Origin of the sequence: Pseudomonas sp. C27(2019), from assembly GCF_008807395.1 — a bacterium.
GTDB lineage: Bacteria > Pseudomonadota > Gammaproteobacteria > Pseudomonadales > Pseudomonadaceae > Denitrificimonas.
The window spans coordinates 1,087,504-1,111,384 of sequence record NZ_CP043320.1 but is presented as its reverse complement, the minus strand read 5'-3'; the positions used below and the strand labels follow the sequence as shown (position 1 = coordinate 1,111,384).

Below are 23,881 nucleotides of genomic sequence, written 5' to 3'. Positions count from 1 at the left end.
TGAGCTGGGTATCAGCCAAATATTTCAGGCATCTTCAAGCACACAACTAAGAAGTATCTCCAATACTTAAACCCTGTACAAGAGTCGCAGTACATCAATTTTAACAAGCACCTCAGAACTGACATAAGTCAAGATAGCACACTCAGACTTATATCTGCTCCCCGCACGCCAGTCAAGCATGCTACGGATCTAAAAACAGGTTCGCAAAAGGATAAGAGAGGGGGTTGCGCAAGCAAAAGAATCAAGCATTGCCAACAGGCCGTCAGCGCTCGACAAGGACAATTGGCACTCATCTAGCCTGCAGCACAGATGAGCTAAAAAGGGTATGTGAGGCGCGCAACACATGCAGTAATGAACGGCACAGACCCGAAACAAGCCGCAGCCAGACTCGTTTCGGGGACAACAATCTTAGCATCGTGCGCAATAGACACAGCGCTTAGCAAGCAATAATAGCCTGCCACCGATTCAAGATAAATCGCTTAACTACACTTACTATCACCGCAAGCCAAGCAAGTTAAACAGCCATCCATTTGCACCGCTGCTTGTGTATGGCATTTGCTACACAGCTGCGCACCAGCAGGGTACTTTTCTGTGCTGTCATCGCAATTGGCTGCCGCTTGCTTTACCGCATACAGCTGCTCAAACTCGGCTTTTTTTTGTGCCAAAAACTGCTGCTGCTGGTCATCCAAACCATCATCCATCAAGCCAATAAATTTAAGGTGGCGCTCTAGCACATCACCAATTTCAGCAACCAAAGAAGGCATCCACTTGCCGCCTTGCTTAAAGTAACCGCCTTTTGGATCAAACACACTTTTCAGTTCTTCCACTAAGAAAGTGCAATCGCCACCCTTACGGAATACTGCTGAAATAATCAGAGTGAGCGCAGCAATCCACTGATAGTGCTCCATATTTTTTGAGTTAATAAAAACCTCAAACGGGCGTCGCTGCTCGTGCGCACTGCCCGGATTCAAAATAATGTCATTGATCGTAATATAAAACGCATGTTCAGAGTTTGGCGTTTTAATTTTATAGGTGGAGCCAACCAAAGACTCTGGACGCTTAACCTTTTCATGCATCTCGACAAACTTGGCTTCAGGCGCAGCAATAGGCGCTAGTGGCGTCTGCTCACTTTCAGATACCAATTCATAGCCAATAATTTTTTCGCTGATTTTAATGCTCATCATCTATTCCTAAGCTTAAAATTTACCGTAATAACCTTCTTTAAAGGCCTCATAAAGATTGGCTGCACTGTGCATCTCACCATCGTATTCAATCTGCTGATTGCCTTTGGCTTCAATCGTTGAGCCATCGGCTAGCTTGAACCTGTAGGTGGTTTTAGCCAAATCTTCCTCTTTCACCAACACCCCTTGGAACGCCTCAGGATTAAAGCGGAAGGTGGTACAGCCTTTTAAACCCTGCTGATAGGCATACAGGTAAATATCTTTAAAGTCCTGATACGGGTAATCAGTTGGCACGTTGGCGGTTTTCGAAATAGAGGAATCAATCCACTTCTGCGCTGCCGCTTGCACATCCACATGCTGCACCGGATTGACTTCATCTGCACTGATAAAATACTCAGGCAAATTGTCGGTCAATGCGTCTGGATCAATCAGTGTGCGATAAGCCAGCAACTCATAGCTGAACACATCAACTTTTTCTTTGGATTTTTTGCCTTCACGAATAATGTTGCGCGAGTAATGGTGGGCAAAACTGGGCTCAATACCATTAGAGGCATTATTGGCCAGCGACAAAGAAATAGTGCCGGTTGGCGCAATCGAGCTGTGATGGGTAAAACGCCCACCGAACTCAGCCAGCTGCTCAATTAACTCTGGCTCTTCAGCAGCCACTTGCTGCATGTAGCGACTGTACTTAGCCCAGAGCACTTTACCTTTGATTTTCTTACCCACTTTATAGCCATCTTTGCGCATTTCTGGGCGCTTAGCGAGCATTTCGCCGGTCACGATAAAGTCTTCATCCATGATTGGCGCTGCACCTTTTTCTTGTCCAAGCTGCAGCCCAGCACGCCAACCTTCTAGCGCCATTTCTTTAGCCACTTGCTCGGTAAAGGCCAGCGACTCCGGATCACCATATTTCATCCGCAACATGCAGATGGTGGAGCCCAAGCCCAGAAAGCCCATGCCGTGGCGGCGTTTGCGCATAATCTCTTCACGCTGCTCAGGTAATGGCAGGCCATTAATTTCGACAACGTTATCGAGCATACGGGTAAAGATGTTCACCACTTTGCGGTATTCATCCCAATCAAAGCTGGCTTGCTCAGTAAAGGGCTGACGCACAAAACGGGTCAGGTTGATCGAACCGAGCAAACAGGCACCATAGGGAGGGAGTGGCTGTTCGCCGCAAGGGTTAGTGGCGCGGATTTCTTCACAGAACCAGTTATTATTGTACTCATTGACTCGGTCTATCAGGATAAAACCTGGCTCAGCAAAGTCATAGGTGGACGCCATAATGGAATCCCAGATGCGTCGTGCCTTAAGAGTACGGTAAACGCGACAGGCGACCATGCCATCTTCACGGGTAATGTACTTTTCAGTCGAGGACCAGTAACGCCAAATCACCTGGCTCGTATCATTGACGTCTAGCTTATCGGTTTCTAATTCAGCAGGGCTCAGCGGAAACGCCAGCGCCCAATCACTATCATCCTGCACAGCCTTCATAAATTCACTGGTAATCAGCAGCGACAGGTTAAACTGACGCAGGCGACCATCTTCACGCTTGGCGCGGATAAAATCCAATACATCGGGGTGACCTACATCAAAGGTCGCCATTTGCGCACCACGACGGCCACCAGCAGATGACACGGTAAAGCACATCTTGTCGTAGATATCCATAAACGACAGTGGGCCAGAGGTGTACGCTCCAGCGCCAGACACATAGGCGCCTCGAGGCCTGAGCGTGGAAAACTCATAACCAATCCCGCAACCGGCTTTTAAGGTTAAGCCCGCTTCATGCAGCTTGCTTAAAATATCATTCATCGAGTCGCCAATCGACCCGGATACCGTGCAGTTAATGGTGGAGGTCGCTGGTTTGTAAGCAGTCGCGCCAGCATTGGAAATAATTCGTCCTGCTGGAATTGCACCGCGGTATAGGGCCCATAAGAATTGCTCATACCAATGTTCGCGCTGCTCAGGCAACTCAATATCAGCCAACGCGCGCGCGACGCGCTGATAGGTCGCGTCAATGTCGGCATCAATACCTTGGCCGTCCTTGGTTTTTAAGCGATATTTAGCATCCCAAATATCCAGCGAGGCGGGTTGTAAGCCAATATCAGTCGGTGTTGAAACCTGAGAAACTGCCGCAACAGTTTGATTCATTATGGACTCCTAAAAATCTGGTCTACGTTGAAAATCAGTAGAATGCTTGCAGAAACACTACATATTGTATTTAGGGGCTAATGCTATATCTATATATGGTTAACAGCAAGTTAGAAAAGTATGGCACGCTTGACTTAAATCATGGCAAAAAACAAACACCAGCAGCACCGCGCCTTACTCAGCAGACCGTTTATCTGAAAATTTTTTCGCAGATACATACTGTGACTCAGTGCTGTTTTTAGCAAAGAAGAGACTTACGCAAATCCAGCAAACCATACAAATGATCAACGCGTGCTGTGCTGGGTCTGTGGCCAGCGAAGCCATGGATGGCGTAGCGCCCGCATCGAGCCCTGGATGGGCTCGTTAAGGGAAGAACAGACTTAGCGCAGTGCGCAATGCACCTATAATCCGTACAGCCAACTTATGGTCTTATCTACTATATGAAATAGGTTATGCAAAGCGTGGTTAAGTGCGGTGCATACCGTACTCCGGGGCAGGTGTTTATCCGTCGATGAACCCATCCTGGGTTCAACTCCGGCGCTACGCATCCCTGCTTCGCTTGTCACACCAACCCCAAAGTACTCGTTGATCAGCGGAGTAGCCTGCGTGCTATTTATAAGACTCAAGACGAGCAGCATCGGTATTGTTTGCTCTCCCATCACTAATGCCTGCAACCCAGAAAGAGACTTACGCAAATCTGGCCAACAACACAAATGATCAACGCGTGCTGTGCTGGGTCTGTGGCCAGCGAAGCCATGGATGGCGTAGCGCCCGCATCGAGCCCCGGATGGGCTCGTTAAGGGAAGAACAGACTTAGCGCAGTGCGCAATACACCTATGATCAGTACAGCCAACTTATGGTCTTATCTCATATATGAAATAAGTTATGCAGAGCGTGGTTAAGCGCGGTGCATGCCGTACTCCGGGGCAGGTGTTTATCCGTCGATGAACCCATCCTGGGTTCAACTCCGGCGCTACGCATCCCTGCTTCGCTTGTCACACCAACCCCGAAGTACTCGTTGATCAGCGGAGTTGTTTTCACGTCTTCTATAAACTCAAAACAAGCAAAGCCCTGTTTGCATGCACAAGCTCATGTTCATTCATGCGTTATTAGCCAGCAGTTGTAAAAATGATGAGTAAGCTAGCCACGCAGGGAAAGAAGAGACTCACGCAAATCTAGCCAACGACACAAATGATCAACGCGTGCTGTGCTGGGTCTGTGGCCAGCGAAGCCATGGATGGCGTAGCGCCCGCATCGAGCCCTGGATGGGCTCGTTAAGGGAAGAACAGACTTAGCGCAGTGCGCCAAACGCATACTGCTCTCCTCCCATTATCACAACAAACTTATAACGGACTCGCAAATAAACTGGGCAAATCAGCAGAAGCACCATCATACACAATACGCCCATCCCTCAGACGAATCGTACGTGGGCAACGCGCACTTAAACGGGGGTCATGGGTCACAATCACAATGGCGCACTGATGCTCAATATTAAAACGCTCAAACAAACCAAACACCTCATCCGCCGTTTGCGTATCGAGGTTACCCGTTGGCTCATCGGCAAACACCAACGCAGGCCGCGTCACCAAAGCGCGAGCAATGGCCACCCGCTGCTGCTGGCCACCGGATAAACGATTAGTGGATTGACGCATAAAACTCGCCAACCCCACCTCACTCAACAAATACTCCGCGTATTCACGCTGCTCGGCTGAAGGCTTACCGTAACGCAGCATCAACGGCATCAAGACATTGTCCAGCACACTAAAAGCACTGATCAGATGATGAAACTGAAACACAAAACCAATCGACTCGCTGCGCAATTGCGTGCGCTGCTGCTCAGTCATACCCTGCACCAGATGCCCTTGAATACGCAATTCACCTGACGAAGACACATCCAGCAAGCCCATCACATTGAGCAGCGTACTTTTACCCGAGCCCGAGGCGCCCACCAGCGCCACCAATTCTCCGCGACTCACCTGCAAAGAAACATCATGCAAAACATGGTTTTGCAATGGTGTATTGGCATTAAAGATTTTATTGAGCTTATCCAGCTGCAACACCACCTGCTGATCAGCGGCATGGCTTAACACCTGCGACTTAGACATAACGAATCGCCTCTGCCGGATCATACTTTGCAGCACGACGTGCCGGCACCATTGCCGCGACCACACCGGCAGCAGTCGCAATCGCGATGGCCGATAACAACATGGACGGCTCAAGTCGGATTAAGAACAATCGGTCGTCAAATCCATTAAACACCTGCACCAAAGCATAGCCAGCCATCACCCCTAACAGCGATCCGGCCAAACCAAGCAAACCACCTTGCAACAAAAACACCCGCAAAATTTGCTGCTGCGTGCTCCCCATTGCACGCAAAATGCCAATTTCACGGGTACGCTGCACCACACTCACGGCCAGTACACTGGCAATCCCAAAAGCCACTGAGAGCGCAACAAATACTCGAATCATTTGCGTGGTCATGGTTTGTGAACGCAAGGCATTGAGAAGCTGACCATTACTCGCCATCCAGCTTTGCACGTGCAAATCGGTCAATTGCGTAAAACGCTTCGCCCAGTACTCTGCTTGAAAAACATCAGTAATTTTTAACTCTATTACTGTCACGCCACCCGGTAAGTTGAGCAAGGTTTGTGATTGTTTCAAATCAGTATAAACATAACGGCTGTCGAGCTCGCGTACGCCTAACTCAAAAATACCCGCCACATCCATCACCGCTTGGCGATTATCACCGGCATCCAAACGCAGCTTATCGCCGGTACGCAAACCTAAATCTTCAGCCAACTGATGACCAATCAACACATTACTGGCACCGACACTGAAGCGCCCTTCGCGCAGGTAGTCTTTAAGCTCAATAATGCCATCATAGCGTTCAGGATCAATGCCCATCAAAGCAATCGAGGCTCGCGCAGTACCTTTTTGAGCAAAAGCGGGTCCAGAAATAAGCGGCGATACCGTATTAAGCACAGGGTACTGATCCAACACATCCCGCACGTCTTGCCAGTTATTAATGGTCTGTAAACGCTGCGCACGAGGACTTTCCAGCGCCCAGACATATTGGCCTTCTGGGCTTGCGGATAAATTATTGTGTTGGCGGGTGGCTTCAATACGAATATGCGCTTGCGTGCCTAAAGTTTTGTTGATCACGTTATCTTGCAGGCCTGTCATCAGCGCGGTAATAAAGACAATCACCGCCGCACCAACAGAAATCGCCACACTGATCAGCAGAGTTTGCAAGGGATTGTCGGCTAAAAAACGTAGAGCAATACGCCACTCAATCCACAGCGAATCACGCCAACCAGCCAGTTGACTAACGAATGACATACTGAGCCTGCTCAAAGCGCACACGGGCGCGCTGGCCGTCTGTGGCCTTGCCTGCATGCACTACCACATCACCTTCAGTGAGGCCTGCAAGGATTTCACTGTGGGTCATATTGCGCAAACCCAACTGCACATCCTGCGCACTAACCTCTCCATCGTGCCAGCGCAAAACCTGCGCCTGCCCTGCCGAGTTAAACAACAGATAATCATTGGGCAAAACCAAAGTGCTCTCACGCTCAGCGGCGATAATATTGGCCGATACCGTCATGCCCTGTAAAAACCTGTTGTGCTGCTTGTTATTATCTTCAAGCAAGCTGATATGTACATCAATGGTGCCACGCCCGCTATCCACCGCAGGCGCAATAAAGCTGACGACACCCGGCACCACTTGCTCAGGCCAAGCATCGGCAATCAATTGCACCGGCTGCTGCAGTTTTAGCGGGGCAAAGTTTTTTTCATCCAGCGCCACCACTACTTCCAAGCCGTCGCTGGCCATACCATCACGATCAAAGCCATCGCTGCGGGCAATTTCCAAGAGTGTTTTACTCGGCTGCACCAAGTCTCCAGGTTCTACATTGCGCGTTTGCACGCGCCCAGCAAAAGGCGCATAGATACGGGTTTTTGCCAGCTCTGCTTCGGCGCTTACAATGCGCTGCTGCAACAAGCGCTCTTCCGTACTATCCGCTGCCAAGGAATCAACCGACAACTGCGCGCGGGTTAAGGCGGTTTTAGCATTAAGCTCTAAGCGTTGGGCTTGCTCAGCCTGTTCAATAGGAATCATGCCTTGTTTGGCCAAAGTTTCACGGCGACGCGCTTCACGGCTGGCTTGGCGCAAATTATCCCGCGCCTCGACTAACGCAGCTTGCGCTTGCGGACGACTGACTTCACGCAACTGCTGCAGCAGTGTTTGTGCTTGCGCTAAACGTGATTGCAGCTCTTCTGGGTTGAGCTCGATCAGTAAATCACCCTTGCTAACCTGATCACCTTCACGTACGTGGCGCGCAATCACGGTACCAGTGATTTCACTGCCAATGCGTGCCAGTGTTTGATAACGCACCTCACCACTGGCAACAATGCGCAGTTCAAGCGGCATCGGCTCAACACTCAGTGCTGGCAATATTGGCCCACGCCATTTTTGTACGCCGATTACCAGCGCAGTACACAAAATAGCAATTACAATTCCATAAACAATGCGCATTTGAGCCTCGTTACAACGTTACTACACCAGCTCAATGGCGTCTGGCAGGATACGAATGATGCCGTGTTTATACAGACCACCAATGGCTTTTTTGAAGTTACCTTTACTGACGCCAAAGGTTTGCGCAATCAATGGCGCTGGGCTTTTATCACTCAGCGCTAAGCGCCCATTATTGGCATCGAGCTTGGCCAAAATAGCCTCGCTCAAAGTATCGCGCAGCTCACGCCCTTGCGGTTGCAGGCTGAGATTGATTAGGCCATCATCACGGATTTCACGGATAAAGCCACGCTCTTGCATACCGCTACGCAAAAACTTAAAGGCTTCATTTTTATGGATCAAGCCCCAGTGCTCACGATTAATAATGGCTTTAAAGCCCAAATCAGTCTGCTCAACAATCAGCAAATCAACTGCTTGCCCGACTGTATAGTTGGCTGGTGTGCGATCTAGGTAACGGTCTAAATGTGCGGTAGCGGTTATGCGCTTGGTACGCTCATCAATATACGCATAGACCACGCAGTAATCGCCTTCTTGCAGTGGGCGTTTTTCTTCAGAATGAGGCAGCAGTAAATCTTTACTTAAACCCCAATCTAAAAATAAACCAACAGGGTTGATATCCACCACTTTCAGACTGGCAAACTCACCCACTTTGATTTTAGGCGTGCGGCTGGTAGCAATGATGCGGTCTTCACTGTCGAGGTAGACAAAGACATTGAGCCAATCTTCATCTTCACATGGCTCATCTTTAGGCATTTCACGCCGTGGCAAAAGAATATCCCCATCAGGGCCGCCATCCAAATACACGCCAAAATCAGCCTGTCGAATAACCTGTAGGGTATTCATATCTCCAATCAACGCCATGCCTGTACACCTTAATTCAGCATTTAAAGAAGCCTATTATGCCTGTTTAAATAACATAAGCGGGTGTTTTAATGCCGCAGCACTCACTCAATACTGCTGCGGCTCAACTCATGCATTGGCTATCTAGGTTATTGCCGCTCATCCACGAGCAAGCGCTCGTGAATGATATCGGCTAAGCGGTCTGGCTGGAATTTTGATAAAAAGTTATCGCAGCCGACTTTTTCCACCATCGCCGCATTAAAACTACCCGACAGTGAAGTGTGCATGACCACGTAAAGATCACGCATACGTGGATCATTACGAATCTCCGTTGTCAGACGATAACCATCCATTTCCGGCATTTCCGCATCGGTAAAGACCATCAACAGTTTATCGGTCAGCACTTCACCTTGATCAGCCCACTCTTGCAATTGCTGCAAGCCTTTGAGGCCATCAGTGCTTTGATGCACGATAATATCAAGTTGCGATAACGCTTCGGTCAACTGGCTAAGCGCGACGTTGGAATCGTCAATAATCAACACTTCACGGCCACGCGCCTTGGCCAGCAGCGGATTGCTTAGCTTTTCTGCAGAAATCTGGGTATTCATTGGCACAATTTCAGACAAGACCTTTTCCACATCAATAATTTCTACAATTGCATCATCAACATGAGTGATCGCAGTCAAATAATGCTGACGACCGGCAGTACGTGGCGGTGGCTGCACCGATTCCCAGTTAAGGTTAACAATACGTTCGACACTGCCAATCAAAAAGGCTTGGATTGAGCGGTTGTATTCGGTGACAATCACCGTACTATTTTCATCTTGCACCAGCGCACGCATACCAATGGCTTGGGCTAAATCAATCACTGGAATGGTTTTACCACGCAAAGTAATCACGCCACACATATGCGGATGACGCTGCGGCATCAGAGTTAAGGCGGGTAAGCGCACCACTTCTTGTACTTTAAACACGTTAATCGCAAACAGTTGACGCCCATGCAAACGAAACATCAAAATTTCTAGGCGGTTTTCGCCAACAAGCTGTGTGCGCTGATCAACACTATCAAGAATACTGGCCATCAATGAACCACCTTTAAAGAATGAGATATGTTGTTATCGGCCAATTAATAAAAAACATAAATAGCCAATACGTTGATTGTTGCCTACTTTGGATAGCCGGTGATGCGGCGGATGCTTTGATACAGCGGCTGCAAGCGGCGATACATTTTACAATAGACCTCGCGGTAGAGTTTATCGTACAAAGCGTGATTGTGCTGATCAGGATAAAACAACTCGCCTGCGCGGGTCATGTTTTGTACCCCTGTAGCAAAATCGGGCTGCAAACCGACACCAACCATACACGCAATCGCCGCGCCCAAGCCTGATGTTTCAATGGTATGCGGGCGTTGCACCGGCAAACCAAAAATATCCGCGGTGATCTGCAAAACCGCATCACTTTGCGAACCACCACCGGACACCCGTAAGCGCCGAATCGGCACACCACTGCGTTTTTCAATGCGCTCCTTGCCCTGTCGCAAACCATAGGCAAGACCTTCTAACATCGCCCGATAGATATGCGCACGGGTATGCACATCACCAAAACCAATGATCGCGCCTTTGGCATCAAGGCCAGGTTCACGCACCCCTGGCGACCAATACGGCTGCAACATTAAACCCATTGAGCCAGCGGGCGCTTGCTTGATTAACTCTTCAAATAACGACTCGACACTGACACCCAGACGCTCTGCGCGCTGCTGCTCACGCAGGCCAAACTCACGTTTAAACCAACTGACCATCCAAAAGCCGCGATAAATCATTACTTCGGTGGTGAAATGCTGCGGAATCGCTGCCGGATAGGCTGGAATCAAGCGCGTCACTTCCAGATATTTACTGCGTATGGTGTTGATGGTCGCGGTGGTTCCATAAGACAAACAGGCAATGCTTTCATCCACTGCGCCAGCACCCAGCACTTCACAAGCTTTATCGGCTGCCGCCGCAATAATCGGCAAGCCTTCTGGCAGGCCGGTATGGGCACTGGCTGCGGCATGCACGTGGCCTAACAATTTTCCCGGCTCGATCAACTCCGGCAGTTGTTCGCGGCGCACGGCCAAAGCGTGCCATTTCCAGTCGCGCTTGGCAGCCCAGCGCAATTTTTTATAATCAAAGGGTAAATAGCCAACACAGCTGGCCACCGAATCGACAAAGCGCCCACTCAATTGATAATTCAAATAGCCGGAAAGCAACAACACTTTATGGGTTTTCGCATGGATTTGCGGCTGATACTGCACCACCCAATTCACTTCAGCTTGGCCACGAAAGTAATCCACAATACTGGCCGCACCAACCAGTTTAAACAGGCTGCGCCAAGGGTTAGGCAAAGCAATGCTGACATCGGCCAAACGCTGATCCAGCCACACCATCGCTGGGCGCAAGGCGCGTCCGTGCTGGTCCACATGCACGACAGTGCCGCGCTGGGTGGTGACACTGACGCCTTTAATCTGTGCTTTATCAATACTGACTTGCTGCCACAGTTGCTGGCAGGCCTGCCCTACCGCTTGCCAATAATAATCCGCCTCCTGTTCAGCCCAGCCCGGTTCAGGCGAAACATAGGGCTCAATCTCGATACGGCTTAAGCCATGTAAATTGCCTGCTGCATCAAACAACATAGCGCGCACGCTCTGGGTGCCGTTATCAATGCTCAGTACATACTCAGCTAATGGCTGCTTGCTGATTTGATCTGTGCTCATAGGCTCACCACTGCAGCACTGGGCAAACTATAAAATTGCTGATAGATCGTTAAATAACGTTGTTGTTCGTGCGCCCAACGCTGATCATCCCAGCCTAAGCGTGGCTGACAGAGTTCGCGTACCTGTTCCAGCAGCGCTAAACCGCCACGCGCCAGCAATAAGCCAAAGCGTGTGCGGCGTAGTAATAAATCATCCAAATGAACCACCAGCTCATGTTCACAGGCATAGGCCAACTCGGCCCAGAACATCGGTGTATTGCTAATTTTCTGCGCACCCACCTCTTTAAAGACCGCGCAAAAGTTTGACCAAGTGACGCGATAACGGCCATATAAACGGCGTTGCACACTGCTAGATAATCCCGCCAAACAATCATCCGTTGGGCGTGACGCTGAGAGACTTTGCGCCTGCACGGTTTCTTGCATTGAGCAGCCATTAAACGCCGTGCAAGCCTGCAGCATCTCTAGCGCCAACATTCGAAAAGTAGTCAGCTTGCCGCCCGCTAGGCTGACACAACCCGGTTCAACCCAGAGTACGTGCTCGCGGGACTCATCCGAGGGTTTGTGCTCGCCACTGGCGTTCTTAACCACAATAGGACGCACGCCGGACCAGGTGGATAACACATCACTTTCTTTGATCTGCGCACTGGGAAACACCTTGGCGCAGCCGGCCAGTAGATACTCCACTTCAGCTTGGCTGATTGCTGCTTCTTGGTTGAGATCATCCTTGTGGTCAATATCAGTGGTACCAATCACCGTAGCGCCTTCCCAGGGGAAGATAAACATCAAACGGCCATCAACAGGATGCTTAAAACTGACCGACTGACTGACCGGCAAGCGCCAACTGGGCAAGAGTAAATGACTGCCGCGTAGCGGTCGAATATGCTGCTGTTGCTGACTTAAGCCAGCCGCATCGGTCCACACCCCAGTGGCTTGCGCCAGCGCTTTGCAGGACAACTCAAACTGCTCGCCGCTCAAGGTGTCTTCAATGCGCACGCCGCTGACACGACGCTTGCCTGCCTCATCAGCGTTGTCGCTGTATACGCGATCTAGCACGCGTAGATGACTGACCACACAAGCACCCAAAGCACGCGCCTCAGCCAAGACATGCATGACCAAGCGCGCATCGTCAGTCACCGCATCTTGAAACTGACTGGCGCCGTTTAAGTTATGGTGTTGCAAACCGCCGGCCACCAGCGGCACTTGCCACGGTGGATGAAACTGCTGCAAGGACTGCCCAGCAATAAAATCATAGAAACGCAGCACTCCCGAGAACACTCGACGCCCAGGAAATTCACCCCGATAATGCGGGTATAAAAACGGCAGCGGATCAACCAAGCCGGCTTCATTATCCAGCAACAGCTGACGTTCACGCACGCTATCGCGGGTCAAAGCCAACTCACCTTGACTGATATAACGCAGACCACCGTGCACCATTTTTGAAGAACGGCTGGAGGTGCCCCAGGCAAAATCGTTCTGCTCAACCAACAAACAACGCCAACCGCGTTTGGCCGCTTCGCGAATCACTCCAGCACCGGTAATGCCGCCACCAATAACGATGAGGTCCCATGTCTGCTGCGCCAGCTTAGGCACTACCTGTTCGCGCCAGGCTTGCGTCCAATTGGCGGGCTGAGTCATTGAACTAGTCATGGCGTTTATCCATCAGCAGCACACCGGGCGCCAGCTGTTGGTGTGGGTCAAAGGTATCCACCACAGTCGCAATTGCAGCCATGCCCAGCTCACCTTTTTCCTGCGCCAGCCAAGGTGCATGATCACGCCCCACGCCATGCTGATGACTGATAGTGCCTTGATTGTCGGTAATGGTTTGGCTGGCTGTGGTTTTAAGCCTGCGCCAATTTTCAAGGGTTTGCGCATAGTCCGCACCACAGGCAAACACATAGGTGGTGTAGATACTGGAGCCTTGCCCATAGACATGGGATAAATGCGAAAACACATGCACTTTTTGGCCTTGCTCCGCCAGACCATCGCGCAAGCTCTGCTCAACCTTCTCCATCAATGGCTGCACATTGCCCCATTGCGTTGCGGTTTCTAAGGTATCCACCACATAACCGGCCTTCCACAACGCTTCACGCAAATAGGGAAAACGAAAACGCCCCTGCTGCCATTTGCTGCCGAGAAAGCGTCCGGTAAACACAGCGCCATACTTTTTTAAACAGCGTTTAGCTTGGCGCAGCGACAACGCATTTTGCTGACGATCACCGGTCACGCCAAAAGTCAGCAAGCACTTACCCTCAGCACAACTGCGCCAGCCCAAATAACGCTCAAGCATGCCGATCATGCGTGGATGACCAGCCAAAGCCAGTTGTGTGGTGGTTTCTACTGGATTGGATAAACGCAGCATCGACAGCGGAATACGTGCCTGACTCAATTCGCGCACCGCCGCTTGCGCATGCTGCCACGAAGGCAAAAACACGCCATAAAAGCGCTCATCATCAGGCAAGCGGCTGACCCGTACTTTTACTTGCGAAATGATGCCAAAACGCCCTTCCGAGCCCATCACCCATTCGCGCAAATCTGGACCTGCGGCAGAGGCTGGGTAACAGGGCAGCGTCCAAGTTCCGGCAAAGGTTTCCACTTCGCCGCCGGCAAATAGCTGCTCTATGCGCCCATAACGCAGTGACTGCTGGCCACTGGAACGGCTCGCGACCCAACCGCCTAAAGTCGACAGCTCCCATGACTGCGGGAAATGCCCCAGCGTATAACCCAGCGCACGCAATTGGTTTTCAACTTGCGGGCCCGTAGCGCCCGGGCCAAAGGTGGCAAGCAAACTGTCTTCATCAAATTCCAGCAGTTGATTCATGCGCGCCAAAGAGAGGGTCAGCACAGGCCGCGTATCGGCTTGTGGATTGATATGTCCGGCCACTGAGGTGCCGCCGCCATAGGCAATCACCACGATATTTTCTGCTGCAGCCCAGGCTAGTAACTCTCGAATATCTGCAGCCGTCTCGGGAAACGCCACACCATCGGGGAATACGCCAAAATCACCGCTGCGCATCGCCAGCCAGTCCGGCAAACTTTGCCCGCGGGCATGGCGCAGCCGTGTTTCGGCATCGACACTGACGTTTTTATGTTCGGACAAACGTGATGGCGGCACTTGAGCCATCACCTCATCTAAACTGGCATCAGCCAGCACACGTCCACTGCCGACAACAGTGTGCAAAAACGCTGCGCCTTGTTCAGGTAATTCCATCGTCGTGGCACTGTCGCCCCATCCATTCCAGCGTCGCATAGCCACCCCTTTGTTTATTTTTATAATGTGTCGATGCTATTTGAATTGCTTATCCAGCCAAGCACAGCCTAACCTTTTTTGCAAAACAATAGGAGTCCTCAGCAAGCCAAGAGTATGTGTTTTTAAGATAGAGCCGTTGTGACAGATGTAAAACAGGCAAGCAAAGAAGCAACCGGCTAGGCAACCGCTTTTATCTAACACAGAGACGAGGGTATTGATGGTCGATCAAGAGAGGAAAACGAGCGGCAAACAAACAAGATAAACGAGCACAGCATTGCACTGCGCTCGCTCTCTAAATAAATACTCTTACAGCGTTAGGTCACGCACAGAGGCTTTAATAAACTCTTTCTTTAAATCTTCAAAGGTGTGCACTGCAGGGAATTGCGGGAACTCAGCAATCACATTATCTGGCGCGTGGAACAAAATACCGGCATCGGCTTCAGACAGCATAGTGGTGTCGTTGTATGAATCACCGGCGGCAATAATGCGGTAGTACAGGGTTTTTAGCGCTAATACTGATTGACGCTTAGGATCTTTTTGACGCAACTGATAATCCACTACGCGACCCTTTTCATCGGTCACCAGCTTATGGCAGAACAAGGTCGGGAAGCCCAGTTGACGCATCAGTGGCTGGGAAAACTCATAAAACGTATCAGACAAAATAATGACTTGAAAACGCTCACGCAACCAATCGACAAACTCCACCGCACCCTCTAAAGGCTTGAGCGTGGCGATCACGTCTTGGATGTCGTTTAGGGTTAAACCATGCTCATCCAAAATGCGCAGACGCTGCTTCATCAGCACATCGTAATCAGGGATATCACGCGTGGTCGCCCGTAGTGATTCGATACCCGTTTTTTCTGCAAAGGCAATCCAGATTTCCGGAACCAATACACCTTCAAGGTCTAGGCAGGCGATTTCCACAGCAATTCCTCATCACATAAAAAGAGGCACTCTAGCGGCTCAATCCAGACCATGCAAGATTAAGATGCGTAATCATGCTTCGTATACCCATAAAGCATAAGCATAACGGTTTTTATTCATTCTAATCGTAGCGCTCTGTTTGCTAGTATGAACAGCCCAACACATCTATTAACTGCACAGGAATTTAGCATGACAGCCTCAATTGACCTTCAGCAACTGACTGCTGATTGCGCCGACGCCTCGCCGCAGAGCATTCTTAAACAGGCTTTTGCTGCCTTTGGTAATGAGTTGTGGTTGTCCTTTAGTGGCGCGGAAGATGTAGTGCTGTTGGATATGGCGTGGAAAATCAATCCGCAGGTCAAGGTCTTCAGTTTAGACACCGGGCGCTTGCATCCCGAGACCTATCAATTTATTGAAAAAGTGCGCGAGCATTATCAAATCATGATTGACGTGCTCTCGCCCGATGCCGAGCAGGTGCAAAATCTGGTACGCGAAAAAGGTTTATTTAGTTTTTATAAAGATGGCCATGCTGAATGCTGCGGTGTGCGTAAGATCGCCCCGCTCAAACGCAAACTGAGCACAGTTAAAGCTTGGGCCACCGGCCAACGTCGTGATCAAAGCCCAGGCACGCGCAGCAATGTGGCGACAGTCGAGCTGGATACGGCCTTCTCAGCGGCAGAACAGCCGCTGTACAAGTTTAATCCGTTAGCCAACATGAGCAGTGAAGAGGTCTGGGCCTATATCCGCATGCTAGAGCTGCCTTACAACAGTCTGCATGAACGCGGCTTTATCAGCATTGGCTGTGAGCCCTGCACCCGCCCTGTGCTACCCAATCAACACGAGCGCGAAGGCCGTTGGTGGTGGGAAGCAGCCACGCAAAAAGAATGCGGCCTGCATGCTGGCAATATCATCACGGCACAATAACATCGCAGAAAATGGCTTTAGATTAATATTCCCAGCGTATTTTAAACAAATACACTGCATTTCCTCATCCAATCGCAATATAGCGCGCCAAGCTGGTTATACTTGGCGCGCAACGCCGCGTATTGAGTCATGACTCAGGCGCGCGCTCTTTATTTTATTGCTATTGATTTGGGAGCCCTATGAAAACCCCTGCACGCCTAATCCCTCTGGTTGAAGATGGGCTGATTGACGAGGTGTTACGCCCCCTGATGAATGGTAAAGAAGCCGCCGTATATGTGGTGCGCTGTGGTAATGAGATCCGTTGCGCCAAAGTCTATAAGGACGCTGAAAAGCGCAGCTTTAAGAAAGCCGCACTGTACCGTGAGGGCCGTAAAAGCGGCAACAGCCGCCGCAGTCGCGCCATGGAGAAAGGTTCCAAGTTTGGCCGCGAGCAAATGGAAGACGCTTGGCAAAATGCTGAAGTGGACGCCCTCTACCGCCTCGCTGCCGCCGATGTACGCGTACCACAGCCTTATGGCTGTTTTGATGGCGTATTGTTGATGGATTTGGTCACCCTGCCTGACGGTCAAGTCGCCCCGCGCCTTAACGACGTCAGCTTGGAGCCTGAGCAAGCACGCACAGACCACGCCACCTTGATGGAAGCCATCAAGCGCATGCTCTGCATCGGCCTGATTCATGGCGACTTATCTGAGTTTAATGTGTTGGTCGACGAACACGGCCCAGTGATTATCGACCTTCCGCAAGCTGTGGACGCAGCTGCCAATAACAACGCGTTTTTTATGCTGCACCGTGATGTCAGCAATATCTCCAACTATTATTCACAATTCGCACCCGAACTGCGTGACACCCGCTACAGCGCGGAAATGTGGAGCCTGTATAAAGAAGGCCGTTTAGAAGCGGATACAGTACTGACTGGCGAATTTGTCGAACCTGACACCCCTGCCGATATCGATTCAGTCATGGCCGATATACAAGCGGTACTCAGCGAAGAACGCGAACGTGTGGCGCGGGCTAATGCTGAAGATTTTGATGATTATTAACTGACAAGAGCTGCCAGCCTGAGCGCTGGCACTTTTCTGTAGACATAAAAAAACCCGCTTAGAGCGAGTTTTTTACAAGCACTGGCGGTGTGCTTGTTATATATGGTGCCCGGAGCCGGAATCGAACCGGCACGGTGTTACCACCGAGGGATTTTAAGTCCCTTGCGTCTACCTATTCCGCCATCCGGGCGGTAGAAGCGTGATTGGCAGTTGCGTAGTGCCTGTCCCAATCGAGGGCGCTAATATATGAGATCCTTTCGGTAAGTGCAAGACCTTATTGAGGTTTTTGTTTAAAAAGACTTAAAGAGTAATAGATAGAGGTTAGACACTGAGCTTGGCATTAGACATGGCCAAGCTCAGGTCGATTGCTTTAGAAGAAGCCCAGCGGGTTGATGTCATAACTGATCAGCAAGTTCTTTGTTTGCTGATAATGGCTGAGAATCATTTTGTGTGTTTCGCGCCCCACACCTGATTTTTTGTAGCCGCCAAATGCTGCGTGCGCTGGGTACAGGTGGTAGCAGTTGGTCCATACACGCCCGGCCTGAATGCCACGGCCCATGCGATATGCACGGTTAATATCACGCGTCCAAACACCTGCGCCTAAACCAAACTCAGTATCATTGGCGATTTCCAGTGCTTCTGCTTCGTCCTTAAAGGTGGTCACTGCTACAACGGGGCCAAAAATTTCTTCTTGGAACACGCGCATTTTGTTGTGGCCTTTGAGTAGCGTTGGCTCGATGTAGTAACCCGTCGCCAAGTCACCTTCAAGCTTTTCAACGCTACCACCTGTTAGCAGCTCTGCGCCCTCTTCTTTAGCAATGTCCATATAAGACATGATTTTCTCAAACTGCTGTGAGGAGGCTTGCGCACCGACCATGGTTTCTGTATCCAGCGGATTACCACGGCGAATCTGCTTAATCTTCTTCATGACTTCTGCCATAAATGGCTCATAAATCGATTCTTGGATCAACGCGCGTGAAGGACAGGTACAGACTTCACCTTGGTTGAAAAACGCGAGTACCAAGCCCTCTGCTGCTTTTTCGATAAAGGCAGGCTCTGCTTGCATAATGTCTTCAAAGAAGATGTTGGGTGACTTACCACCCAGCTCAACGGTGCTCGGAATAATGTTGTCCGCTGCCGCATGCATAATGCGTGAGCCTGTGGGCGTTGAGCCGGTAAAGGCAATTTTGGCAATGCGCGTGCTGGTTGCTAGCGCTTCACCTGCTTCACGGCCAAAGCCTTGCACCACGTTTAAGACGCCAGGTGGCAATAAGTCACCAATCAACTCCATCAACACAGTAATGGATAATGGCGTTTGCTCTGCGGGCTTTATAATAACGCAGTTACCTGCCGCCAGCGCTGGTGCCAATTTCCATGCTCCCATCAGCAGCGGGAAGTTCCAAGGAATGATCTGCCCAACAACGCCAAGCGGTTCATGGAAATGGTACGCCGCTGTGTGCTCATTGATTTCAGCCGAAGTGCCTTCTTGGGCGCGTATGCAGCCAGCAAAGTAGCGAAAGTGATCCGCCGCTAGCGGCACGTCGGCATTGAGTGTTTCTCGAATAGCTTTACCGTTGTCCCACGTTTCCGCAACAGCCAATAATTCAAGGTTTTGCTCAATTCGATCAGCGATTTTTAATAAAATTAACGCCCGGTCTTGAGCTGAGGTTTTGCCCCATGCAGCCGCAGCGGCATGGGCGGCATCGAGTGCCAGATTAATGTCATCTGCATTTGAGCGTGGAAATTCACCGCAGTCAGCGCCTGTTACAGGCGTAGTATTTTGAAAATACTCGCCACTCACGGGCGGGATGAATTCACCACCAATATAGTTGCCATAGCGTGGCTTGATCGTAAGTAAAGAGCCTTCAGTACCTGGTTGTGCATAAATCATAATCTTAGCCTCATTAAATCCACACTGCCTGCGACTACCGCAGACACGTTACACCTTGATAATAACGGCTATAGCATCTAACAAAAGCACACTACTACTAAAAAAGGCCCTACTTTAGTCGTGATCTACTTGGCCCTCGAAACCTAATCAAGGCAATTGGGCAGTCAAAACGCACGTATGCAGTTAAAACCTTAGTGATCATCACTTGTGAGCGCTTCGGCGATGACAGCTATTTCTCTTATTTCAAATGCTAGGGTACTCCTGCAGCAACTCATGTGCCTGCTACCGGTTGCAGCTTAACTATATTGAACAGTAGAATGAGCCATGGCTGCCGTTTTGCAAGCGCCTCATTAGCCTCTACCACACTAAGATCGCAAGGTTTTCCATGAAATCTGATAATAATCATTGTCATTACAGGGTCTTATTCTTTAAGCTACTCAGTAAATGAGACTGATTATTATTTGCTGGATTAGGTTTTGCCGTTTCAGTTTAAGCAAAACATTACAATCCATCAGCACAGCCAATTGGAGTACCAGCGTGAAACCTATGACTAAAATAATGGCCTCAATTTGTTTAGGCCTATTCGGTTTTTTCAGCCTGCTCGCTACTACCGCCTCAGCTAATACGTCATTACCTCTGAAGAAACTTGTGATTGCCGGCCCACCTGCTGGTGTTTCCAATGGCTTAATTCACTTGCTGGCAAGCAATGGCTTGGCTGATATTGCCGACGAAGTTGAATTCATTGTCTGGAACAATCCCGACCAACTACGCGCTTTGGCACTCAATGGTGAAGTTGATTTTATTGCCATGCCGACCAATGTCGCTGCCAACCTATATAACCGTGGCGCACCACTGGCGCTACTCAACGTCTCGCAATGGGGCGTGCTGTGGATGATTTCACGTGATCCGAGTATGCAAACATTGGCCGATTTTAAAGGCCAAGAGATTGCCATCCCTTTTCGTGCAGATATGCCAGACATCGTTTTTACTCACCTTGCTACCCAGCAGGGCATCACGCCCAATAAAGACTTCAAACTCAACTACACCGCGACGCCGATGGACGCCATGCAACTGTTGATTATGCGCCGTGTTGACCATGCTTTACTGTCTGAACCTGCTGTTTCTATGGCGCTGCGCAAAACCAAATCCTTCCCTGTTTCCCTGATCGCACCTGATTTGCACCGCAGTGTCGATTTGCAGCAAGAATGGGGGCGCGTGATGGGCACGCAAGCACGTATTCCACAAGCAGGTATTACGGTACTGGGTGATAAGCGGCAAAACACTGAGCTGGTTGCCCGCTTTGAAAGTGCTTACGCACACGCCATGCAGTGGTGCCAAGACAATCAACAACAATGCGGCGATGAAGTCGCAGCTGAGATCCCTATGCTTTCAGCTACAGCAGTCAGTGATGCCCTAGCTGCGCAAAACAATTACTACGCAACAGCCGTTGCTGCACAACAAGAGTTAGAAGACTTTTTTCAGCTCTTGCTTGATAAACAACCGGCATCCGTCGGCGGCAAACTGCCCGATGCTAACTTCTACGCCAACCCTAATAGCCCAGAGCAATGAATAAACTGAAAAACTTTTTACCCAATACCCTCAGTTACCTCTGGAGCGGCTGGGGTGCACTAGCAAGTTTGTTGTTGTTTTGTGCCGCTTGGGAACTGGCTGGACAACACTACGGTGATTTAATCCTACCCGGCCCGCAGGATGTTATCGCGCAATTAAAGCTGATGTTCAGCAGCGGGATCGCTGGCCCTGAACTGATCATCTCTGGTCGGCGCACGCTCTATGGTTTGGCTCTAGCCTTAGCTGTGGGTAGTCTGCTCGGCATGTTTGCTGGCTTTTCCGTTACCACCTCAATGCTCGCACGCCCACTGATCACTTTACTGTTAGGCATGCCACCCATTGCTTGGTTAGTGCTGGCGATGCTGTGGTTTGGTTTAGGTGATGCAACGCCAGTGTTTACCGTATTTGTCGCCTGCTTACCGATTGTCTTTGCCGGCGCCATGCAGGGCACACGCACCTTAGACAACCACCTGCAAGCTGTGGCACAGGTCTACCACTTACCATGGCATATGCGCCTCACCGATATTTATTTGCCGCACTTGGCCTCTTACTTGTTTCCGGCATGGATTACTGCGCTGGGTACATCATGGAAAGTTGTGGTGATGGCAGAATTACTTAGCACCTCTGACGGTATTGGTGCTGCTTTAGCAGTATCACGCGCGCAACTTGATACATCGTCCACCTTGGCGTGGGTGGTTGCAGTGCTGGGCGTGCTACTGGCAACTGAATATTTGCTGCTAGAGCCGATTAAGCGACATCTAGAGCGCTGGCGATTGGGGGTCAGTCAATGAAAGCATTACATATCCGCAACTTAAGGCATAAGTATGCTTTAACCGAGATACTCAATGATATCAATCTGGATTTACATGCCGGTGAAACACTCGCTCTGGTGGGTCCATCAGGCTGCGGTAAAAGCACCCTGCTGCACATCATTGCCGATTTACTGACACCCACTGAAGCAGTGATTGATAATACTTTTAAAGATACCGCCTGTATGTTTCAAGAGCCGCGTTTACTGCCTTGGAAAACAGCCGAAGATAACATCACGCTCGGCTTAAAAGCGTTAAACATCCCCAAGTACGCGCGCCAGCAACAAGCACAGCACATCGCAGCACGCTTAGGCTTAAGCCAAGACGACTTAAGCAAATACCCGCATGAATTATCCGGCGGTATGCAAAGCCGAATTGCCCTTGGCCGCGCCTTAATTATCCAGCCTGACCTGTTACTCTTGGATGAGCCATTTTCTGCTTTGGATATTGGTTTAAAGTTGGAGCTGTATGCGTTATTGCGCCAGCATATTACCAAACGCGGCACTGCTGTTTTGATGATTACCCACGATTTAATGGAAGCGGTGCGTTTAGCTGACCGCATTATTATGATGATTCCTGAGCCAGGGCGCTTGATTGGTGAGTTTCCTTTAAAACAACCGCATGCTGAACGCAATGATGCTTGGATTTACCAAACCACTGCAGAACTGATGGCAAACGAGAATATTCGAGTTGGCTTTGGCCTAAATGCAGATCCGCTTACTGCTGCTGCGCATGCCGATAAGCCACACCTGGAAGCTATCGCATGAGCCTGTTAAATCGCTGTTTGCAATCACCACTTTTATTATGCGGCTTTCGCCCCTTCTTTTTGCTAACAGCAACCAGCGCCATACTTTTTATGGCCTTGTGGTTGCTGTCTTTACAAGGCTGGTTGGGAAACTGGTCAATCACTGGCGGTTGGCTACTGTGGCATGGACATGAATTGATTTTTGGTTTTGCCGCAGCGGCCACAGCAGGCTTTGCTTTAACTGCTATCCCCGAGTTCACCAGCAGCGAGCCGTTGGGGCGACAGCCTTTATTTATTTTAGTGGCCTTATGGCTGGCTGCGCGTCTCTGTTATTTATTGGCCATGTGGATGACACCTTGGCCTGCTCTATTCTTTAATTTGGTTTTTTGGCTGGGCTTGCTGATGTATATCGGCCCACCGGTATGGCGTGATCCACTACGCAAACAGATCAGTTTTCCATTAAGCGTTGTTGGTTTAGCTATTTTACAGACAGGTTTTTTTGTCACTTTAGCTGATCCGGCTGTTGCATTAGCTTGGTTGTACGCTGGTATACACATGCTGATGATATTGATTATTATCGCCACCAGCCGTGTCTCCATGAGCGTAGTCAATAATCGAGTCGAGCATAAAGAAAGAACCAGTGATCCCGATGCCACCCCTTATTTGGCACGGCCACCACGTCGCTATTTAGCCATATCGCTGATTGTTATCTGCGCTCTGTCTGAATTTATCTTGGGTGCACATCCGGTTACCGGCTGGACAGCATTGGCAGCCATGGCGGCGGTTTTTAACCTACTCAATGACTGGCACGTGGGCCGCCCCTTGTTCACACGTCTAGCCTTAATGCTCTACGGCACCTATTGGCTGATGGCGCTGGGTTACGGGCTATTGGGGGCCTCTTATTTAGGTGCGCCTGTGCTGCCCTCAGCAGGCCGCCACCTGCTCACTGCGGGGACAATGTCACTGTCGATTTTTACCATCATGAGTATTGTTTCGCGTATCCACTCTGGTTTGTGGCTGGATCGCAGACTGTGGATACCGATTGCGGCGGTACTCTTTGTTGTCGCTGCATTGGTGCGTGCTTATGCTGGTTTTTATAGCGCGATGCTGTGGTACAACTCACTGCTTGTACTGTCAGGCATGCTCTGGATGGCTGGTTTTGCCTTGTATACAGCGTACTTGTTTAGAATATTAACCACAGCACGCAGCGATGGCCAAGCAGGCTGTGCTGAGCCGCTTATAGAGAGTCAGTAGTGGTTTTTTATTGCACTAAGTCATAGG

Annotated in this window: 18 protein-coding genes and 1 tRNA gene; 6 read left to right on the top strand and 13 right to left on the bottom strand. The window is 50.1% G+C overall.

Annotation, left to right across the window (positions count from 1 at the left end; translation table 11 throughout):
- Positions 1-479: 479 nt before the first annotated feature.
- The 11 genes from FXF61_RS05175 to thrH form a co-directional block, all read right to left on the bottom strand.
- The gene (locus FXF61_RS05175; protein ID WP_151184256.1) at positions 480-1,181 is read right to left on the bottom strand and encodes an NrdJb; all 702 of its coding nucleotides are present in this window, start codon (positions 1,179-1,181) and stop codon (positions 480-482) included.
- Positions 1,182-1,196: 15 nt separating this feature from the next.
- Complete coding sequence (locus FXF61_RS05170) at positions 1,197-3,332, bottom strand: adenosylcobalamin-dependent ribonucleoside-diphosphate reductase (protein ID WP_151184255.1); 2,136 nt, start codon at positions 3,330-3,332, stop codon at positions 1,197-1,199.
- 1,343 nt (positions 3,333-4,675) lie between these two features.
- Positions 4,676-5,437, bottom strand: coding sequence for an ABC transporter ATP-binding protein (locus FXF61_RS05165; protein WP_151184254.1), 762 nt, complete (start codon positions 5,435-5,437; stop codon positions 4,676-4,678).
- Complete coding sequence (locus FXF61_RS05160) at positions 5,430-6,671, bottom strand: FtsX-like permease family protein (protein WP_151184253.1); 1,242 nt, start codon at positions 6,669-6,671, stop codon at positions 5,430-5,432. The genes FXF61_RS05165 and FXF61_RS05160 overlap by 8 nt, the downstream gene beginning before the upstream one ends.
- Positions 6,658-7,866 carry an efflux RND transporter periplasmic adaptor subunit gene (locus FXF61_RS05155; protein ID WP_151184252.1) on the bottom strand — a complete coding sequence of 403 codons (1,209 nt, stop codon included), beginning with the start codon at positions 7,864-7,866 and terminating at the stop codon, positions 6,658-6,660. Before FXF61_RS05155 ends, FXF61_RS05160 begins: the two co-directional genes overlap by 14 nt.
- Before the next feature lie 21 nt (positions 7,867-7,887).
- Positions 7,888-8,724: a S1 RNA-binding domain-containing protein gene (locus FXF61_RS05150; RefSeq protein WP_151184251.1), complete on the bottom strand. Its 837-nt coding sequence runs from the start codon at positions 8,722-8,724 to the stop codon at positions 7,888-7,890.
- Positions 8,725-8,852: 128 nt separating this feature from the next.
- Positions 8,853-9,785, bottom strand: coding sequence for a chemotaxis protein (locus FXF61_RS05145; protein ID WP_151184250.1), 933 nt, complete (start codon positions 9,783-9,785; stop codon positions 8,853-8,855).
- 83 nt (positions 9,786-9,868) lie between these two features.
- Positions 9,869-11,452, bottom strand: coding sequence for an FGGY-family carbohydrate kinase (locus FXF61_RS05140; protein WP_151184249.1), 1,584 nt, complete (start codon positions 11,450-11,452; stop codon positions 9,869-9,871).
- A complete protein-coding gene (locus FXF61_RS05135; protein WP_256663507.1) occupies positions 11,449-13,098 on the bottom strand; it encodes a glycerol-3-phosphate dehydrogenase/oxidase in 1,650 nt (549 codons plus the stop codon). Before FXF61_RS05135 ends, FXF61_RS05140 begins: the two co-directional genes overlap by 4 nt.
- The gene (locus FXF61_RS05130) at positions 13,091-14,698 is read right to left on the bottom strand and encodes an FAD-binding oxidoreductase (protein WP_151184248.1); all 1,608 of its coding nucleotides are present in this window, start codon (positions 14,696-14,698) and stop codon (positions 13,091-13,093) included. Before FXF61_RS05130 ends, FXF61_RS05135 begins: the two co-directional genes overlap by 8 nt.
- 306 nt (positions 14,699-15,004) lie before the next feature.
- Complete coding sequence (thrH, locus tag FXF61_RS05125; protein WP_151184247.1) at positions 15,005-15,622, bottom strand: bifunctional phosphoserine phosphatase/homoserine phosphotransferase ThrH; 618 nt, start codon at positions 15,620-15,622, stop codon at positions 15,005-15,007.
- Positions 15,623-15,811: 189 nt separating this feature from the next.
- Here thrH and FXF61_RS05120 point away from each other — a divergent pair, with 189 nt between their 5' ends.
- Together FXF61_RS05120 and FXF61_RS05115 are read left to right on the top strand one after the other, a co-directional pair.
- Complete coding sequence (locus tag FXF61_RS05120; RefSeq protein ID WP_151184246.1) at positions 15,812-16,546, top strand: phosphoadenylyl-sulfate reductase; 735 nt, start codon at positions 15,812-15,814, stop codon at positions 16,544-16,546.
- A 179-nt stretch (positions 16,547-16,725) separates the two neighbouring features.
- Positions 16,726-17,586 (top strand): PA4780 family RIO1-like protein kinase, encoded by an 861-nt coding sequence (locus FXF61_RS05115; RefSeq protein WP_151184245.1) that lies wholly within the window; start codon positions 16,726-16,728, stop codon positions 17,584-17,586.
- A 103-nt stretch (positions 17,587-17,689) separates the two neighbouring features.
- Here the strand turns inward: FXF61_RS05115 and FXF61_RS05110 are convergent.
- Positions 17,690-17,776: transfer RNA gene (locus FXF61_RS05110), tRNA-Leu, on the bottom strand.
- A gap of 180 nt (positions 17,777-17,956) precedes the next feature.
- Complete coding sequence (locus FXF61_RS05105) at positions 17,957-19,477, bottom strand: aldehyde dehydrogenase family protein (RefSeq protein WP_151184244.1); 1,521 nt, start codon at positions 19,475-19,477, stop codon at positions 17,957-17,959.
- A gap of 546 nt (positions 19,478-20,023) precedes the next feature.
- Between FXF61_RS05105 and FXF61_RS05100 the strand changes: the two genes are divergently transcribed.
- From FXF61_RS05100 to FXF61_RS05085, 4 genes are read left to right on the top strand one after another with little or no spacing between them, the layout of a single operon-like run.
- Positions 20,024-21,046, top strand: a complete 1,023-nt coding sequence (locus FXF61_RS05100; protein ID WP_218571854.1) for an ABC transporter substrate-binding protein — start codon at positions 20,024-20,026, stop codon at positions 21,044-21,046.
- A complete protein-coding gene (locus FXF61_RS05095; protein WP_151184243.1) occupies positions 21,043-21,837 on the top strand; it encodes an ABC transporter permease in 795 nt (264 codons plus the stop codon). The genes FXF61_RS05100 and FXF61_RS05095 overlap by 4 nt, the downstream gene beginning before the upstream one ends.
- Positions 21,834-22,622, top strand: a complete 789-nt coding sequence (locus tag FXF61_RS05090; RefSeq protein ID WP_151184242.1) for an ABC transporter ATP-binding protein — start codon at positions 21,834-21,836, stop codon at positions 22,620-22,622. The genes FXF61_RS05095 and FXF61_RS05090 overlap by 4 nt, the downstream gene beginning before the upstream one ends.
- Entirely contained in the window at positions 22,619-23,854 is a 1,236-nt protein-coding gene (locus FXF61_RS05085; RefSeq protein ID WP_151184241.1) for an NnrS family protein, read from the top strand. Before FXF61_RS05090 ends, FXF61_RS05085 begins: the two co-directional genes overlap by 4 nt.
- The last annotated feature ends 27 nt before the right edge of the window (positions 23,855-23,881 follow it).

Bases quoted from the DNA above. Each gene is read 5' to 3' on its own strand.
- FXF61_RS05175 (WP_151184256.1), bottom strand. From the start codon at position 1,181: ATGAGCATTAAAATCAGCGAAAAAATTATTGGCTATGAATTGGTATCT.
- FXF61_RS05170 (WP_151184255.1), bottom strand. From the start codon at position 3,332: ATGAATCAAACTGTTGCGGCAGTTTCTCAGGTTTCAACACCGACTGAT.
- FXF61_RS05165 (WP_151184254.1), bottom strand. From the start codon at position 5,437: ATGTCTAAGTCGCAGGTGTTAAGCCATGCCGCTGATCAGCAGGTGGTG.
- FXF61_RS05160 (WP_151184253.1), bottom strand. From the start codon at position 6,671: ATGTCATTCGTTAGTCAACTGGCTGGTTGGCGTGATTCGCTGTGGATT.
- FXF61_RS05155 (WP_151184252.1), bottom strand. From the start codon at position 7,866: ATGCGCATTGTTTATGGAATTGTAATTGCTATTTTGTGTACTGCGCTG.
- FXF61_RS05150 (WP_151184251.1), bottom strand. From the start codon at position 8,724: ATGGCGTTGATTGGAGATATGAATACCCTACAGGTTATTCGACAGGCT.
- FXF61_RS05145 (WP_151184250.1), bottom strand. From the start codon at position 9,785: ATGGCCAGTATTCTTGATAGTGTTGATCAGCGCACACAGCTTGTTGGC.
- FXF61_RS05140 (WP_151184249.1), bottom strand. From the start codon at position 11,452: ATGAGCACAGATCAAATCAGCAAGCAGCCATTAGCTGAGTATGTACTG.
- FXF61_RS05135 (WP_256663507.1), bottom strand. From the start codon at position 13,098: ATGACTAGTTCAATGACTCAGCCCGCCAATTGGACGCAAGCCTGGCGC.
- FXF61_RS05130 (WP_151184248.1), bottom strand. From the start codon at position 14,698: ATGCGACGCTGGAATGGATGGGGCGACAGTGCCACGACGATGGAATTA.
- FXF61_RS05120 (WP_151184246.1), top strand. From the start codon at position 15,812: ATGACAGCCTCAATTGACCTTCAGCAACTGACTGCTGATTGCGCCGAC.
- FXF61_RS05115 (WP_151184245.1), top strand. From the start codon at position 16,726: ATGAAAACCCCTGCACGCCTAATCCCTCTGGTTGAAGATGGGCTGATT.
- FXF61_RS05105 (WP_151184244.1), bottom strand. From the start codon at position 19,477: ATGATTTATGCACAACCAGGTACTGAAGGCTCTTTACTTACGATCAAG.
- FXF61_RS05100 (WP_218571854.1), top strand. From the start codon at position 20,024: ATGACTAAAATAATGGCCTCAATTTGTTTAGGCCTATTCGGTTTTTTC.
- FXF61_RS05095 (WP_151184243.1), top strand. From the start codon at position 21,043: ATGAATAAACTGAAAAACTTTTTACCCAATACCCTCAGTTACCTCTGG.
- FXF61_RS05090 (WP_151184242.1), top strand. From the start codon at position 21,834: ATGAAAGCATTACATATCCGCAACTTAAGGCATAAGTATGCTTTAACC.
- FXF61_RS05085 (WP_151184241.1), top strand. From the start codon at position 22,619: ATGAGCCTGTTAAATCGCTGTTTGCAATCACCACTTTTATTATGCGGC.